The organism is Sporichthyaceae bacterium, from assembly GCA_036269075.1.
GTDB lineage: Bacteria > Actinomycetota > Actinomycetes > Sporichthyales > Sporichthyaceae > DASQPJ01.
Genome location: DATASX010000037.1, coordinates 49,298 through 65,335, shown reverse-complemented (window position 1 = coordinate 65,335; position 16,038 = coordinate 49,298). Strand labels below are relative to the sequence as shown.

General features: G+C 68.8%; 13 protein-coding genes, 1 tRNA gene and 2 pseudogenes. 2 read left to right on the top strand and 14 right to left on the bottom strand.

Annotation, left to right across the window (positions count from 1 at the left end; all coding sequences use genetic code 11):
- From VHU88_07870 to VHU88_07820, 11 genes and pseudogenes are all read right to left on the bottom strand, one after another.
- The coding region (locus VHU88_07870; GenBank protein ID HEX3611587.1) for a DNA-directed RNA polymerase subunit beta' at positions 1-1,791 on the bottom strand (1,791 nt) is incomplete at its 3' end.
- 64 nt (positions 1,792-1,855) lie between these two features.
- Positions 1,856-5,311, bottom strand: a complete 3,456-nt coding sequence (rpoB, locus tag VHU88_07865; GenBank protein HEX3611586.1) for a DNA-directed RNA polymerase subunit beta — start codon at positions 5,309-5,311, stop codon at positions 1,856-1,858.
- Between the two features lie 288 nt (positions 5,312-5,599).
- Complete coding sequence (locus tag VHU88_07860; GenBank protein HEX3611585.1) at positions 5,600-6,529, bottom strand: ABC transporter ATP-binding protein; 930 nt, start codon at positions 6,527-6,529, stop codon at positions 5,600-5,602.
- 257 nt (positions 6,530-6,786) lie between these two features.
- Positions 6,787-7,167, bottom strand: coding sequence for a 50S ribosomal protein L7/L12 (gene rplL, locus VHU88_07855; GenBank protein HEX3611584.1), 381 nt, complete (start codon positions 7,165-7,167; stop codon positions 6,787-6,789).
- A 236-nt stretch (positions 7,168-7,403) separates the two neighbouring features.
- Positions 7,404-7,904 (bottom strand): annotated as a pseudogene (gene rplJ, locus VHU88_07850) (50S ribosomal protein L10).
- A gap of 243 nt (positions 7,905-8,147) precedes the next feature.
- Positions 8,148-9,017 (bottom strand): LppX_LprAFG lipoprotein, encoded by an 870-nt coding sequence (locus VHU88_07845; GenBank protein ID HEX3611583.1) that lies wholly within the window; start codon positions 9,015-9,017, stop codon positions 8,148-8,150.
- 62 nt (positions 9,018-9,079) lie between these two features.
- Complete coding sequence (rplA, locus tag VHU88_07840; protein HEX3611582.1) at positions 9,080-9,805, bottom strand: 50S ribosomal protein L1; 726 nt, start codon at positions 9,803-9,805, stop codon at positions 9,080-9,082.
- Between the two features lie 76 nt (positions 9,806-9,881).
- The gene (gene rplK, locus VHU88_07835) at positions 9,882-10,316 is read right to left on the bottom strand and encodes a 50S ribosomal protein L11 (protein HEX3611581.1); all 435 of its coding nucleotides are present in this window, start codon (positions 10,314-10,316) and stop codon (positions 9,882-9,884) included.
- Between the two features lie 13 nt (positions 10,317-10,329).
- The gene (gene nusG, locus VHU88_07830) at positions 10,330-10,890 is read right to left on the bottom strand and encodes a transcription termination/antitermination protein NusG (GenBank protein HEX3611580.1); all 561 of its coding nucleotides are present in this window, start codon (positions 10,888-10,890) and stop codon (positions 10,330-10,332) included.
- Positions 10,891-11,163: 273 nt separating this feature from the next.
- A complete protein-coding gene (gene secE, locus VHU88_07825) occupies positions 11,164-11,436 on the bottom strand; it encodes a preprotein translocase subunit SecE (GenBank protein ID HEX3611579.1) in 273 nt (90 codons plus the stop codon).
- 19 nt (positions 11,437-11,455) lie between these two features.
- Positions 11,456-11,528: transfer RNA gene (locus VHU88_07820), tRNA-Trp, on the bottom strand.
- 110 nt (positions 11,529-11,638) lie between these two features.
- Here VHU88_07820 and VHU88_07815 point away from each other — a divergent pair.
- Together VHU88_07815 and VHU88_07810 are read left to right on the top strand one after the other, a co-directional pair.
- Positions 11,639-12,862: pseudogene (locus tag VHU88_07815) on the top strand (pyridoxal phosphate-dependent aminotransferase).
- Positions 12,863-12,870: 8 nt separating this feature from the next.
- Positions 12,871-13,884: an adenosine deaminase gene (locus tag VHU88_07810; GenBank protein HEX3611578.1), complete on the top strand. Its 1,014-nt coding sequence runs from the start codon at positions 12,871-12,873 to the stop codon at positions 13,882-13,884.
- A gap of 89 nt (positions 13,885-13,973) precedes the next feature.
- Here VHU88_07810 and VHU88_07805 read toward each other — a convergent pair whose 3' ends face one another.
- The 3 genes from VHU88_07805 to VHU88_07795 all read right to left on the bottom strand — a co-directional run bounded on the left by VHU88_07805 (position 13,974) and on the right by VHU88_07795 (position 16,035).
- Positions 13,974-15,011: a UDP-N-acetylmuramate dehydrogenase gene (locus VHU88_07805; protein ID HEX3611577.1), complete on the bottom strand. Its 1,038-nt coding sequence runs from the start codon at positions 15,009-15,011 to the stop codon at positions 13,974-13,976.
- Between the two features lie 110 nt (positions 15,012-15,121).
- The gene (locus VHU88_07800; protein HEX3611576.1) at positions 15,122-15,559 is read right to left on the bottom strand and encodes a MaoC family dehydratase; all 438 of its coding nucleotides are present in this window, start codon (positions 15,557-15,559) and stop codon (positions 15,122-15,124) included.
- A 20-nt stretch (positions 15,560-15,579) separates the two neighbouring features.
- Positions 15,580-16,035 carry a MaoC family dehydratase N-terminal domain-containing protein gene (locus VHU88_07795; GenBank protein HEX3611575.1) on the bottom strand — a complete coding sequence of 152 codons (456 nt, stop codon included), beginning with the start codon at positions 16,033-16,035 and terminating at the stop codon, positions 15,580-15,582.
- Positions 16,036-16,038 lie beyond the last annotated feature (3 nt).

Sequence of the window (16,038 nt, the reverse complement as noted above, 5' to 3'; positions counted from 1 at the left end):
GCCGGTCCCCTCCTCGACGCGGAGCGTCAGGTAGTAGGCGCCGAAGACCATGTCCTGGGTGGGCACGGTGATCGGGCGGCCGGTGGCCGGCGACAGGATGTTGTTGGCCGACAGCATGAGGACGCGCGCCTCGGCCTGCGCTTCGGCCGACAGCGGCAGGTGGACGGCCATCTGGTCGCCGTCGAAGTCGGCGTTGAAGGCGGTGCAGACCAGCGGGTGGACCTGGATCGCCTTGCCCTCGACCAGCACCGGCTCGAAGGCCTGGATGCCGAGACGGTGGAGCGTCGGCGCCCGGTTCAGCAGCACCGGGTGCTCGCGGATGACACCTTCGAGCACGTCCCACACCTGGGGCCGGCGTCGCTCGACCATGCGCTTGGCCGACTTGATGTTCTGGGCCAGCTCCGCGTCGACGAGCCGCTTCATGACGAACGGCTTGAACAGCTCCAACGCCATGAGCTTGGGCAGGCCGCACTGGTGCAGCTTGAGGTTCGGGCCGATGACGATGACCGAACGGCCCGAGTAGTCGACGCGCTTGCCGAGCAGGTTCTGACGGAACCGGCCCTGCTTGCCCTTGAGCATGTCCGACAGCGACTTCAACGGCCGGTTGCCCGGACCAGTGACCGGACGACCGCGGCGGCCGTTGTCGAACAACGCGTCGACGGCCTCCTGCAGCATCCGCTTCTCGTTGTTGACGATGATCTCGGGCGCGCCGAGGTCGAGCAGCCGCTTGAGGCGGTTGTTCCGGTTGATCACGCGGCGGTAGAGGTCGTTCAGGTCGGAGGTGGCGAACCGGCCACCGTCGAGCTGGACCATGGGGCGCAGGTCCGGCGGGATCACCGGGATGCAGTCCAGCACCATGCCCATCGGCGAGTTGCGCGTCGACAGGAATGCGGCGACGACCTTCAGCCGCTTCAGCGCCCGGGTCTTCTTCTGGCCCTTGCCGGTGCGGATGATCTCCCGCAGGCGCTCGGACTCCTGCTCGAGGTCGAAGGACTCCAGCCGCTTCTGGATCGCTGCCGCGCCCATTCCGCCGTCGAAGTACATGCCGAAGCGGTCGCGCATCTCGCGGTACAGCAGCTCGTCGCCCTCAAGGTCCTGGACCTTGAGGTTCTTGAACCGGGTCCAGACGTCGTCGAGCCGGTCGATCTCGCGCTGCGCCCGGTCGCGCAGCTGCTTGAGCTCGCGCTCGGCGCCTTCCTTGACCTTGCGCTTCGCGTCGGACTTGGCGCCCTGCTCCTCCAGCTCGCCCATGTCGGCCTCGAGCTTCTTGGCGCGGGCCTCCAGGTCGACGTCGCGGCGCTGCTCGATGTGGCCGCGCTCGACGCCGAGTTGGGCCTCCAGCGAGGACAGGTCGCGGTGCCGGCCCTCCTCGTCGACCCACGTGATCATGTAGGCCGCGAAGTAGATGACCTTCTCCAGGTCCTTCGGGGCGAGGTCGAGCAGGTAGCCCAGCCGCGACGGAACGCCCTTGAAGTACCAGATGTGCGTGACCGGGGCCGCCAACTCGATGTGGCCCATGCGCTCACGCCGGACCTTCGCCCGGGTCACCTCTACGCCACACCGCTCGCAGATGATGCCCTTGAAGCGGACGCGCTTGTACTTGCCGCAGTAGCACTCCCAGTCCCGCGTGGGACCGAAGATCTTCTCGCAGAACAAGCCGTCCTTCTCCGGCTTGAGCGTGCGGTAGTTGATGGTCTCGGGCTTCTTGACCTCGCCGTGCGACCACTGCCGGATGTCGTCGGCGGTGGCCAGGCCGATGCGCAACTCGTCGAAGAAGTTGACGTCGAGCACGTTGTCCCCAGTCCCTTAAAGATTGTTTCGGACGCCTGTAGATCCAGTGGATTCGTAGGCGCCGCTAAACCTCTTCGACGCTCGACGGCTCACGCCGTGAGAGATCGATTCCGAGCTCCTCGGCAGCGCGGAAGACGTCCTCGTCGGTCTCGCGCATCTCGATCGACATGCCGTCGCTGGAGAGCACCTCGACGTTGAGGCACAGCGACTGCATCTCCTTGATCAACACCTTGAACGACTCCGGGATACCCGGCTCGGGGATGTTCTCGCCCTTGACGATGGCCTCGTAGACCTTCACGCGGCCGAGCACGTCGTCGGACTTGATGGTGAGCAGCTCCTGCAGCGCGTACGACGCGCCGTACGCCTCCAGGGCCCACACCTCCATCTCACCGAAGCGCTGGCCACCGAACTGGGCCTTACCACCCAGCGGCTGCTGCGTGATCATCGAGTAGGGGCCGGTGGAGCGGGCGTGGATCTTGTCGTCGACCAGGTGGAGCAGCTTCAGGATGTAGATGTAGCCGACCGAGATCGGGGCCTTGAACAGCTCACCGGAGCGGCCGTCGAACAGCTCGGCCTTGCCGTCCTCACCGATCAGGCGGACGCCGTCGCGGGTCGGCAGTGTCGAGCCGAGCAGGCCGGTGATCTCCTCCTCGCGGGCCCCGTCGAAGACCGGGGTGGCCACGTTGGTGCCCGGGTCGCCCTGGTCGGCGGAGATGCCTCGCAGCCGGCCCTTCCACTCCTCGTCGTCGCCCTCGACCTGCCAGCCGGTCTTGGCGACCCACCCGAGGTGCGTCTCCAGGATCTGGCCGATGTTCATCCGGCTGGGCACACCCAGCGGGTTGAGCACGACGTCGACGGCGGTGCCGTCGGACAGGAACGGCATGTCCTCGACCGGGAGGATCTTGGCGATGACGCCCTTGTTGCCGTGGCGTCCGGCGAGCTTGTCGCCGTCGGTGATCTTCCGCTTCTGGGCCACGTAGACCCGCACCAGCTGGTTGACGCCGGGCGGGAGCTCGTCGCCCTCCTCGCGGTCGAACAGCCGGACGCCGATGACCTTGCCGGACTCGCCGTGGGGCACCTTCAGTGACGTGTCCCGGACCTCGCGGGCCTTCTCGCCGAAGATCGCGCGCAGCAGCCGCTCCTCCGGGGTCAGCTCGGTCTCGCCCTTGGGCGTGACCTTGCCGACCAGCACGTCACCGGTCGTCACCTCGGCACCGATGCGGATGATGCCGCGGTCGTCGAGGTCGGCCAGGACCTCGTCGGAGACGTTCGGGATGTCGCGGGTGATCTCCTCCGGGCCCAGCTTGGTGTCTCGGGCGTCGACCTCGTGCTCCTCGATGTGGATCGAGGAGAGCACGTCGTCCTGCACCAGACGCTGGCTGAGGATGATCGCGTCCTCGTAGTTGTGGCCCTCCCACGGCATGAACGCGACCAGCAGGTTCTTGCCCAGTGCCATCTCGCCGTTGTCGGTGCAGGGGCCGTCGGCGATGACCTGACCGGCCTCGACCCGCGCGCCCTCCTCCACGATCGGCTTCTGGTTGATGCAGGTGCCCTGGTTGGAGCGACGGAACTTCGCCAGCCGGTAGGTCTGGTAGCCGCCCTCGTCGTCCATCACGTGGATGTAGTCGGCCGAGACCTCCGAGACCACGCCGGAATGCGTGGCGACGATGACGTCGCCCGCGTCCTTGGCCGCGCGGTACTCCTGCCCGGTCCCGACCAGCGGCGCCTCCGAACGCAGCAGCGGGACCGACTGCCGCTGCATGTTCGAGCCCATCAGGGCGCGGTTGGCGTCGTCGTGCTCGAGGAACGGGATCATGGCCGTGGCCACCGAGACCATCTGGCGCGGCGAGACGTCCATGTAGTCGACCTCGTCGGCCGGGATGAACTCGACCTCGCCGCCCTTACGGCGGACGAGCACGCGGGCCTCGGCGAAAGTGTTGTCCGGGTTCAGCGGCGCGTTGGCCTGCGCGATGACGTGCAGGTCCTCCTCGTCGGCGGTCAGGTAGTCGACCTCGTCGCTCACCTGCCCGCCGGTGACCTTGCGGTACGGGGTCTCCACAAAACCGAACGGGTTGATCCGGCCATAGGTGGCCAGCGACCCGATCAGACCGATGTTCGGCCCTTCCGGGGTCTCGATCGGGCACATGCGGCCGTAGTGCGACGGGTGCACGTCGCGGACCTCGAAGCCCGCGCGTTCCCGGGACAGACCACCGGGACCCAGCGCCGACAGGCGGCGCTTGTGGGTCAGACCCGCGAGCGGGTTGGTCTGGTCCATGAACTGCGACAGCTGGGAGGTGCCGAAGAACTCCTTGATCGATGCCACCACGGGGCGGATGTTGATCAGGGTCTGCGGCGTGATCGCCTCGACGTCCTGCGTGGTCATGCGCTCGCGGACGACCCGCTCCATCCGGGCCAGACCCGTGCGGACCTGGTTCTGGATCAGCTCGCCGACGGTACGCAGCCGCCGGTTGCCGAAGTGGTCGATGTCGTCGACCTCGACGCGGGCGTTGCCGCGCGCGCTCGGGATCTCGGTCTCGCCGGCGTGCAGCGCGACCAGGTACTTGATGGTCGCGACGATGTCTTCCTCGGTCAGCACGCCGGCGCTCAGCGGCTGCGCGAGGGCCAGCTTCTTGTTGACCTTGTAGCGGCCGACCTTGGCCAGGTCGTAGCGCTTGGCGTTGAAGTAGAGGTTGTCCAGCAGCGTCTGCGCTGCCTCACGCGTCGGCGGCTCGCCCGGACGCAGCTTGCGGTAGATGTCGAGCAGCGCCTCGTCCTGGGACCCGGTGTGGTCCTTGTCGAGGGTGGCCATCATCGACTCGTACTGGCCGAACTCCTCGCGGATGCGGGCCGCGTCCCAACCCAGCGCCTTGAGCAGCACCGTGACCGACTGCTTGCGCTTGCGGTCGATGCGGACGCCGACCGAGTCGCGCTTGTCGATCTCGAACTCGAGCCAGGCACCGCGCTGCGGGATGACCTTGGAGGAGTAGATGTCCTTGTCCGAGGTCTTGTCGAGCGCGCGGTCGAAGTAGACCCCCGGGGACCGCACCAGCTGCGAGACCACGACACGCTCGGTGCCGTTGATGACGAAGGTGCCCTTGTCGGTCATCAATGGGAAGTCTCCCATGAAGACCGTCTGGCTCTTGATCTCGCCGGTCTCGTTGTTGGTGAACTCGGCGGTCACGAACAACGGCGCGGAGAATGTGAAGTCGCGCTCCTTGCACTCGTCGATGGAGTTCTTCGGCGGCTCGAAGCGGTGGTCGCGGAACGTCAGGCTCATCGAGCCGGAGAAGTCCTCGATCGGGGAGATCTCCTCGAAGATCTCCTCCAGACCCGACTGGTCCGGGACATCGTGGCCGCCACCGGCGAGGGCTGCTTCGACCCGGGCGCGCCACCGGTCGTTGCCGAGCAGCCAGTCGAAGGAGTCGACCTGAAGAGCGAGGAGGTTGGGGACTTCCAGTGGTTCACGGATCTTGGCGAATGAGATGCGGCGGGGTGCAAGGGTGGTGCGCGAGGCGGCCAAGACTGGTCCTTCCGGTGCCTGCCGGGCGAAATCGACGCATGACTAGCCACCCGTGGCTAAAGACGGGTGGCGTAAGACAGCGCAAACGGGCAGTGTAGCCGTCAGGCTAACCGCTGGCAAGGGCCAACCGGATTGTCTCGCCATCCGGACCGGCCGCCGCGTCCCGAGCATGAAAGAACGTACCCGCAGGATGGGGGCGGGCCCACCTGCCCGTCAAGCAAGCTGAGCGGTACGAGTGTCGAAGTCTTCGCCGGATCCGGACCCGTCACCTGCTGTTCCAACCCCGGTCTACTGGCCGAACGACCCTGGTGGGGCGGCGATTCCGTTGTCCAGGCACCACTTTCCGGCCGGCCGCTGGAATTCTCGCGGCATGCCGTCGGAGGGCATCGTCTGCAGCGGGATTGCCGGCAGGTCGGGCAGATGCATGTCGCGCTCGAGTTCGAGCTCGTCGGCGTCCTTCTCCTCGGACATGCCGATGGGGCCCACCTTCTGGGCGTTGAGGAACTGCCGGACCACCGGCTCGGTGGAGCTGAGCAGCTGCTCCCGAGGGCCGAACATCGCCAGGTGACGGTGGTAGAGCAGGCCGATGTTGTCCGGCACCGTCCGGGCGGTGTTGATGTCGTGAGTGACGATCAGGATCGTCGCGCCGGTTCGCTGGTTCAGGTCGACGATCAGCTGGTTGAGGAACGCCGTGCGCACCGGGTCGAGGCCGGAATCCGGCTCGTCGAACAGAATGATCTTCGGGTCCAGGACCAGCGCGCGGGCCAGCCCGGCCCGCTTGCGCATGCCGCCGGACAGCTCGCCGGGCAGCTTGTCCTCGGCGCCGACCAGGCCGACCAGTTCGACCTTCTCCATCACGATGCGCTTGATCTCGGACTCGTTCTTGCGCGTGTGCTCACGCAGCGGGAACGCGATGTTGTCGTAGAGGTTCATCGATCCGAACAACGCGCCGTCCTGGAACAGCACCCCGAACAGCTTGCGCACCTCGTACAGGTCGCGCTCACGCAGCCGCGGAATGTCCTGGCCCTCGATGACGATCGAGCCGGAGTCCGGACGCAGCAGGCCGACCAGGGTCTTGAGCAGCACAGACTTACCGGTGCCCGACGGCCCGAGCAGGACCGAGATCTCCCCGGCCGGCAACGTCAGCGAGACATCGGCCCAGATCAGGTTGCGGCCGAAACTCTTGGTCAGGCTGTCTATCTCGATCTGCACGCCCATAGGCCGGCGATCCTAACGCCCAGTCAGAAGTGTGCGGAACGCAGAAGGGCGACCCCGTTGCCGGGGCCGCCCTGTGGTTGTCCTGCGACAAGCTACTTCGGCGTGACGGTGGCCCCGGCGCCCTTGAAACGCAGTGCGGCTGGGCCGCTACTTGAGCGTGACGGTGGCCCCGGCGCCCTTGAAACGCAGTGCGACTGGGCCGCTACTTGAGTGTGACGGCGGCCCCGGCGCCCTTGAAACGCAGTGCGGCTGGGCCGCTACTTGAGCGTGACGGTGGCCCCGGCCCCCTCGAGGGCGGCCTTGGCCTTCTCCGCGGTCTCCTTGTTGACCTTCTCCAGGACCTTGCTCGGGGTGCCGTCGACCAGGTCCTTGGCCTCCTTGAGGCCGAGGCTGGTGAGGGTCCGCACCTCCTTGATGACCTGGATCTTCTTCTCGCCGGCGCCCTCGAGGACGACGTCGAACTCGTCCTGCTCCTCCGGGGCCTCGGCGGCAGCGCCGCCACCACCGGCCGGGGCGGCCGCGGCCGCGACCGGCGCGGCGGCGGTCACGCCGAAGGTGTCCTCGAACTGCTTCACGAACTCGGAGAGCTCGATCAGCGTCATCTCCTTGAAAGCCTCGAGCAGGTCGTCGGTGCTGATCTTCGCCATGGTGGGCGGTCCTTCCTGTCTGTGTTTCGAACGAATGTGGGTTGGGGCTTGGCCCCGATCACCTACTCGGCGGGGGCCTCGGCCTCGGCCGCCTCGGCGGGCTCTTCAGTTGCCGCTTCCGCAACGGGCTCGGCCGGTGCTTCCTGCGCAGCAGCCTCGGCCGGTGCTTCCTGCGCAGCAGCCTCGGCGGGAGGCGCCGGCGCCGCGGCACCGGTGGCCTCGAGCTGCGCACGCAGGGCCTCGACCGTGCGCGCCGCCTTCGCCAGCGGCGCCTGGAACAGCGCAGCGGCCTGGGACAACGAGGCGACCATCGCGCCGGCCAACTTGGCCAGCAGGACCTCGCGGGACTCCAGGTCAGCAAGCTTGGCGATCTCGGCCGCGCTCAGCGGCTTGCCGTCCAGCACGCCGCCCTTGATCACGAGCAGCGGGTTGGCCTTGGCGAAGTCGCGCAGACCCTTGGCGACCTCGACCGGGTCGCCCTTGACGAAGGCGATGGCCGAGGGGCCGGCGAGCATGGAGTCGAACGCGTCGACACCTGCCTGCTTGGCCGCGATCTTGGTGAGGGTGTTCTTGACGACGTAGTACTCGGCGTTGCCCTGGATCGAGCGACGCAGCGCCTTGAGCTGCGCGACCGTCAGGCCGCGGTACTCGGTCAGCACGGCGGCATTCGACTCACGGAACGCGTCGGTCAGTGTTGCGACCGCCGCTGCCTTGTCGGGCCGGGCCATCGAGCCTCCTTCCGGTGTGGAGCTTTCGCACCGCAGGAGGCTTTCGAAAACACGAGCGCCCCGGCGCAGGCCGGGGCGTCTGGGAGACGCGCGAGACGGGCGAACCCGTAACGCTCAGGCGAGGTGCGCCTGACCACCACCTGCGCGGGCCGCCCGCGGATGCGGGGCCTTCAGTCGCCCTGGTCGGGAGACAGCCTGCGGTCTTTGGCTGAGCCGAAGGGTACTGACCGCAGGTGGCGCAGGTCAAAACGCTGCCGTCGCCGGGGCGCCGGGGGCGTGCGGAATCAGGTTCGAACCGATCGATCCGGACAGGTCGGCGACGTCGCCCGGGGCCGGCGCCACCACCGAGACCGCCTTGCCGTAGTCGCTGAACGTCATCGTCACGGTCGCCGCGCCCACCGGGGTGGGCGTGGTCGCGGAGAACTTGCGGGCCCGGTAGTCCGAGTCGACCCACACGTCGAGATGGGTGACCCGTCCGCCGGAGTTCGCGTACAGCTTGGCGAGTGAGGCCTTGGTCGCGGCGTCGTAGCCGGAGTGCTTCTCGATGTCGGCCACCGTCACGTCGCCGGCGTAGTGCGTGGTCGGCACGCCGTCGATCGTCTCAGCACCCACCTGGTGGACGTTCGGCGCGGACAGCAGCGCCTGCAACTGCTGACCCGGGTCGGTCGCCGAGGACTGCTGGAAAATGCTGCCGAGGTCCAGGCCGGACGAGGTCCCGGCCTTGCTCAGGGACAGCTTGAACCACTTGCCGCCGGTCAAGCTGCTCAGCATCGGCAGCTTCAGGTAGACGGTGTCGCCGACGAGGCGCTCCTCCATGCCCTTCATCTGCCCGAGGCCGGCAACAGACGCCGAGTCGAAGACCATGTCCATCGCGGTCGGCGTGGTGCTGTACGAGCCATGACCGCTCATCGCCATGCCCGAGGGGCCGCTGACCGTCAGCGTGTACGACGCGGAGCGCGTGGTCCGCGCCGACTCGGCCACCTTGGTCACCGCGGCAAGCGGGGACAGGTTCGCCGCGGACACGGTGGGCGGCGCCGCGCTGGTGACCGAGCCGCAGACCGAGACCAGGGCGAGGCCGCCCAGTCCCGCGACGATCGTGACCGTGCGGTGCATGCGCCACCTCCGACGATCCGCCCGGCCCAGGACGGAGCGGCGCGGTGCGACGTTCCCGGCGATCAGACGACCGGCTCCTCGGCCGTCTCCTCGGTGAGCTGCCGGATCCGGTTCGGGTCGACGGGGACGGCCGGGCCCATCGTGGTGGAGAAGCTGGCCTTGCGCAGGTACCGGCCCTTGGCGGCCGACGGCTTGAGCCGCATCACCTCGTCGAGCGCGGCCGCGTAGTTCTCGACCAGCGCGATGTCGGAGAACGACACCTTGCCGATGATGAAGTGCAGGTTCGAGTGCTTGTCGACGCGGAACTCGATCTTTCCGCCCTTGATCTCGGTGACGGCCTTGCCGACGTCGTTGGTGACGGTGCCGGTCTTCGGGTTCGGCATCAGGCCACGCGGGCCGAGAACCCGACCGAGCCGGCCGACCTTGCCCATCAGGTCCGGGGTGGCGACCACGGCGTCGAAGTCCAGCCAGCCGCCCTGGATGCGCTCGATCATGTCGTCCGAGCCCACGTAGTCGGCGCCGGCCGCAGTGGCCTCCGCGGCGCGGTCACCGGTGGCCAGCACGAGCACCCGGGCGGTCTTGCCGGTGCCGTGCGGCAGGTTCACGGTGCCGCGGACCATCTGGTCGGCCTTGCGGGGGTCGACGCCGAGCCGGAAGGCGACCTCGACGGTGGCGTCGAACTTGGTCTTCGACGTCGTCTTGGCGACCCGCACCGCATCCAGCGGGGCGTAGAGCTTGGCGGCGTCGATCTCGCTCGCGACGGAGCGGTAGTTCTTGCTGCGCTTCATCTGCTGATCTCCGGTTTCGAGAGCGTGGTCAACGGGCGCGCGGCCCTCCCACACATGCTGGGTGGTGTTGGGTACGTCAGCTGTCGACGGTGATGCCCATCGACCGGGCGGTGCCGGCGATGATCTTCTCGGCGGCGTCGATGTCGTTCGCGTTCAGGTCGACCATCTTGACCTGGGCGATCTCCCTGACCTGCGCCCGGGTCAGCTTGGCGACCTTGGTCTTGTGCGGCTCGCCGCTGCCCTTTTCGACGCCGGCCTTCTTGAGGATCAAGCGGGCCGCGGGCGGGGTCTTGGTGACGAAAGTGAACGTGCGGTCCTCGTAGATGGAGATCTCGACCGGCACGATGTCGCCACGCTGCGACTCGGTCGCGGCGTTGTAGGCCTTGCAGAACTCCATGATGTTCACGCCGTGCTGACCCAGTGCGGGGCCGACCGGCGGAGCCGGGGTCGCCACGCCTGCCTTGATCTGCAGCTTGACGATCGCCGTGAGCTTCTTCTGCTTCGGAGGCATGCGCTGATTCCTGTCAGTTCTTCTGGATCTGGTTGAACGAGAGCTCGACGGAGGTCTCGCGGCCGAAGATCTCGACCAGGCACTTGACCTTCTGCGCCTCTGCGTTGATCTCGTGGATGGTGGCCTGCAGCGTGGCGAAGGGGCCGTCGATCACGGTCACCGAGTCGCCGATGGCGAAGTCTAGGACCTTGATCTCGGCCGGGGCCGCGCCCTTACCGCCGTCCTTGCGGGCCGGTTCGGGGGCCAGGATCTTCATGACCTCGTCGAGGGTCAGCGGCGAGGGTTCGTGTGTATGCCCCACGAAGCCGGTGACGCCCGGGGTGTGCCGGACGGCCGACCAGGACTCGTCGGTCAGATCCATCCGCACCAGGACGTAGCCGGGGAACTTGTTGCGGCGAACGTTCTTGCGCTGGCCGTTCTTGAACTCGACGGTGTCTTCCATCGGCACCTCGACCTGGAAGATGTAATCCTCCATGTTCAGCGACGCGGTGCGGTTCTCCAGGTTGGCCTTCACGCGGTTCTCGTAACCGGCGTAGGAGTGCACGACGTACCAGTTGCCCGGCGCGCGCTGCAGCGCGGTACGGAACTCCTCGACCGGGTCCTCCGGATCAGCCTCCGGTTCAACCGGTTCGGTCAGCTCGTCGACCGCATCGGGTGCCCCCGCGCTCTGGTCGGCCGGCTCCGTGCTCTCGGGCTCCGGCCCGGGCTCGGACACCTCGGCCGCCTGCGCCTCGACGTCGCCGGCGACGTCGCCGTACAGGGGTTCCTCGGACACGGTGATGCAGCCTTCCTTCCAAGAACTTGCGATTGCCGGGCGGGCCGGATCAGGCCCTCGGGTCGAGCCGGCCTACCCGAAGATCTTCAGGACCGCCTTGCTGAATCCCCAGTCGCACAGGGACACGAAGCCGATCATGAACGCGACGAAGATCAGAACTATCCAGGTGTAACTGACCAGCTCCTTGCGGGTGGGCCAGATGACCTTCCGCAGCTCCGCGACCACCTGGCGGTAGTACAGGCCGATCCGGGCGAACAACCCGGTCAGGCGTCCCAGGCCGCCGGAGCGACCACCGCCCGCGGCGCCGCCACGCTCGGGTGTCGCCACGGAGTGCGTGTCGGTCACTGTCCTCACCTACGTGTTGCAGGGCCGGAGGGACTTGAACCCCCAACCGCCGGTTTTGGAGACCGGAACTCTACCAATTGAGCTACGACCCTTGGCTGCGCACCGCCCACGGACGCGAGCGTCGCACAGCGAGTCTAAGGCATCGGGCCACCGCCCATTACCTACGCGACCGCCGGCCGTGTCGGATGACAAACTCGGATCCATGACCGCGAACCCGAACTCCCCCGCCCGCGTATCGGCCCGGATCGGCGGAATCGCCGAGTCGGCGACCCTGGCGGTCGACGCCAAGGCGAAGGCGTTGCAGGCGGCCGGCCGGCCGGTGATCGGCTTCGGCGCGGGCGAGCCCGACTTCCCGACCCCGGACTACATCGTCGAGGCGGCCGTCGCGGCGTGTCGCGAGCCCCGCAACCACCGGTACACCCCGGCCGCGGGCCTGCCGGAGCTGCGCGAGGCCGTCGCCGCCAAGACCGCGCGCGACTCCGGCCTCGCAGTCACCGCCTCCCAGGTGCTGATCACCAACGGCGGCAAGCAGGCGGTGTACGCGGCGTTCGCGACCCTGCTCGACCCGGGCGACGAGGCGCTGCTGCCGACCCCGTACTGGACGACGTACCCGGAGGCGATCCGGCTCTCCGGCGGCGTGCCGGTCTAGGTCCTCGCCGACGAGACGCAGGGCTACCTGGTCACGGTCGAGCAGTTGGAGGCAGCGCGGACCCCCCGGACGAAGGTGCTGCTGTTCTGCTCGCCGTCCAACCCGACCGGCGCGGTGTACAGCCCGGAGCAGGTCCGCGAGATCGGCCGGTGGGCGTACGAGAACGGCCTGTGGGTGATCACCGACGAGATCTACGAGCACCTGGTCTACGGCGGTGCGGAGTTCTCCTCGATGCCGGTCCAGGTCCCGGAGCTGGCCGACCGCTGCATCGTCGTCAACGGCGTGGCGAAGACGTACGCGATGACCGGTTGGCGGGTGGGCTGGCTGATCGGCCCGGCCGACGTGGTCAAGGGCGCGACGAACTGGCAGTCCCACGCGACCTCGAACGTGGCCAACGTGTCGCAGCGCGCCGCCCTGGCCGCCGTCTCCGGCGACCTCTCGGCGGTGGCGACGATGCGATCGGCGTTCGACCGGCGCCGCCGGACGATGGTGCGGATGCTGTCGGAGATTCCGGGCGTGAGCTGCCCGGAGCCGTTCGGGGCCTTCTACGCCTACCCGTCGGTTGCCGGGGTGCTGGGCAAGGAGATCCGCGGGACCCGGCCGAAGACGTCGGCCGAGCTCGCCGGGCTGATCCTGGCCGAGGCCGAGGTGGCGGTCGTGCCTGGCGAGGCGTTCGGGCCCTCTGGCTATCTGCGGCTGTCCTACGCGGTGGGCGACGACGACCTGGTCGAGGGCGTCTCGCGGATCGCGAAGCTGTTGGGTGAGGCGACCCCTTAATACAGACGATGCCCCGGGACCTCGCCGCGCTGCCCAAGGCCCACCTGCACCTGCACTTCACCGGTTCGATGCGGCACTCGACGCTGCACGACTTGGCGCGCGCGAACCGGGTCCGGCTGCCGGAGACGCTGCGCGACAGTCGACCGCTGGATCTCGAGGCCACCGACGAGCGGGGCTGGTTCCGGTTCCAGCGGCTGTACGACACCGCGCGCGGAGTGGTGCAGACCGAGTCCGACGTGCGCCGACTGCTGCTCGAGGCCGCGCAGGACGACGCTGCCGAGGGGTCTGGCTGGCTGGAGCTGCAGGTCGACCCGTCGACCTACGCCCGGTACCTGGGTGGGCTGACCCCGACCGTCGAGCTGATCCTGGACGCGGCGGCCGACGCCGCGGGCGCCACCGGGATCGGCGTCGGGATCGTGATCGCCGCCAACCGCACCCGGCACCCGATGGACGCGCGGACCCTGGCCCGCCTGGCCGCCCGCTACGCCGACGCCGGGGTCGTGGGATTCGGGTTGTCGAACGACGAGCGGCGTGGCCGGGCCCGGGACTTCGAGCGGGCCTTCGACATCGCCCGAAACGCCGGGCTGGCCGCGGTGCCGCACGGCGGTGAGCTGGGCGGGCCGGCCGAGGTGCGGGACTGCCTGCGCAGCCTGCGGGCGCATCGGATCGGGCACGGCGTCCGGTCGGTGGAGGACCCGGCGCTGGTCGAGGAACTGGCCAACGCGCGGGTGGCCCTGGAGGTGTGCCCGTCGTCGAACGTGGCGATGGGGGTGGCCGCCGACGAGCGGGCCGTCCCCTTGACGAAGCTGCGCGAGGCCGGGGTGCCGATCGCCCTGGGCGCCGACGACCCGCTGCTGTTCGGGGCCCGGCTGGTGGAGCAGTACCGGATCGCCCGCGAGGCCCACGGCTGTACCGACTCCGACCTGGCCGGGCTGGCCCGCGACTCCGTCGAGGCCTCCCTTGCCCCGGAGGACGTCAAGGCCCGCCTGCGCGCCGGCATCACCGCCTGGCTGGCGTCCTGACTCCCGCACTTACTCCCCCCACTTCTGCTGCCTGTCCCACCTATCAGGGCGGCCCGATACGTGGGACAGGCAGCAGAAGTGGGGGGTGGTTAGAGCGTGAGGCCGACCAGGACCGGCTCGGGTTCCAGCCGGATGCCGAACTTCGCCTCGACCCCGGCGCGGATCTCGCGGGCCAACTCGACCAGGTCGGTCGCGGTGGCCGAGCCTCGGTTGGTCAGCGCGAGCGTGTGCTTGGTCGACAGCCGCGCCGGGCCACTGCCGTGGCCTTTGGCGAACCCGGCGTTCTCGATCAGCCAGGCCGCGGAGGTCTTGATCGTGCCGCCCGGGGCGTCGTAGCGGGGGGCCTTCTCGGGGAGTTCGGCCGCCGCTGCGACAGACAGGACCGGGTTGGTGAAGAACGAGCCGGCGCTCCAGGTGTCGTGGTCGGCCGCGTCGAGCACCATCCCCTTGGACCGACGCAACCCCAGCACGGCCTCGCGGACGGCGGCAGCCGGGGCCGACTCCCCGACCGTCACATCCAGTGCCCGGGCGAGTTCGGCGTAGGCGACCGGGCAGCCCAGCCGCGCACGCCGCAACCGGAACTCGACGGCCGTGACCACGAAGCGTCCGGTCCGCTTGAACAGGCTGTCGCGGTAGGAGAAGCCACAGTGCTCGGCACCCAATGAATAAGAACTGCCCAGCAGCCGGTCCCAGACGTGGACGGCGGCCACAACCGAGGCAACCTCCTGGCCGTAGGCCCCGACGTTCTGGATCGGCGTGGCCCCGGCCGAGCCCGGGATCCCGGACAGCGCCTCGATCCCGATCAAGCCCTCGGCGACGGCCCACGCCACGAACTCGTCCCACGGCTCGCCCGCGCCAACCCGGACCCGAACCGCGTCCTCGTCGCCGGCGGCGGTGATCCCGCGCAGGCCGACCCGCAGCACCGTGCCGCCGAAACCGGCGTCGGAGATCAGCAGGTTCGAGCCGCCGGCCAGCACCAGGACCGGTTCCCCCTCCCGATCGCAGGAGCGCACCTCGTCGATCAATCGCTCGGCGTCGCCCACCTCGAGCAGCCGCGCGGCGGGACCGCCGACTCGGAATGTCGTGAACTGCGCCAGCGGCTCGCCCACGCGCACCGGCGCCGCCACGGCGCTGTTTGTTCGCTTGCGCTCTTCGCTCGTTCCTCGCTCATCGCAGTCGCTCACGGTGCTGTTTGTTCGCTTGCGCTCTTCGCTCGTTCCTCGCTCATCGCAGTCGCTCACGGCAAGCGAACGGTAGCGATGGCTTTGCCGAGCACCGTCTGCCCGTCGTGCACGGCCTTGATCGTCACCTTGACCCGGCCGTCGTCGAGCTTCTCGGTGACACTCGCGGTGACCTCGACGGACGCACCGGCCTCGTCGTCCGGGACCGCCACCGGGCGGGTGAAGCGCACGCCGTAGTCGACGATCGATCCGGGGTCGCCGGTCCAGTCGGTGACGACGCGGGCGACCGTGCCCATCGTGAGCATCCCGTGGGCGACGACGTTCGGCAGGCCGACCGACCTCGCGACCCGCTCGTTCCAGTGGATGACGTTGAAGTCGCCGGACGCCCCGGCGTAGCGCACCAGATCGGCGCGCTGGAAAAAGAACGTGCGGGCCGGGAGCTCGGTGCCCTTCTCGACGGTGTCCCAGGTGGGACGAGCAGTCGCAGTGCTCATCGGTTCGCTCGCAAGATCGCTCACGCGCTGTCCCCTGGCGCCCGGCCGACCACCATGCACGTGGCGGTGACCACGTGCTCGCCCTCCTCCGTCGCCGACGAGCAGGCCAAGGTCAACATGTCGCTACCGGCCATGGTCCGCGCGGCGACGATCTCGACGGAAGTCAGCAGACGGTCGCCTGGACGCAGCGGCCGCGAGTACTCGAAGCGCTGCTCCCCGTGCACGACTCGGGTGTAGTCGACGCCGACCGCAGGATCGGAAGCCGCGGCCAGCGCGGCCTCGAGGCTGAACACGATCGGGAAAGTCGGCGGGGCGATCACGTCCGGGTAGCCGAGCGCCTTGGCGGCCTCGGGGTCGCGATACGCCGGGTGGTCGTCGCCGATCGCGTCGGCGAACTCCCTGATCTTCTCCCGCGACACCTCGTAGACCCGTCCGGGCGGATAGCTCCGGCCGATCAGCGACCCGTCGAGGGCCATGTT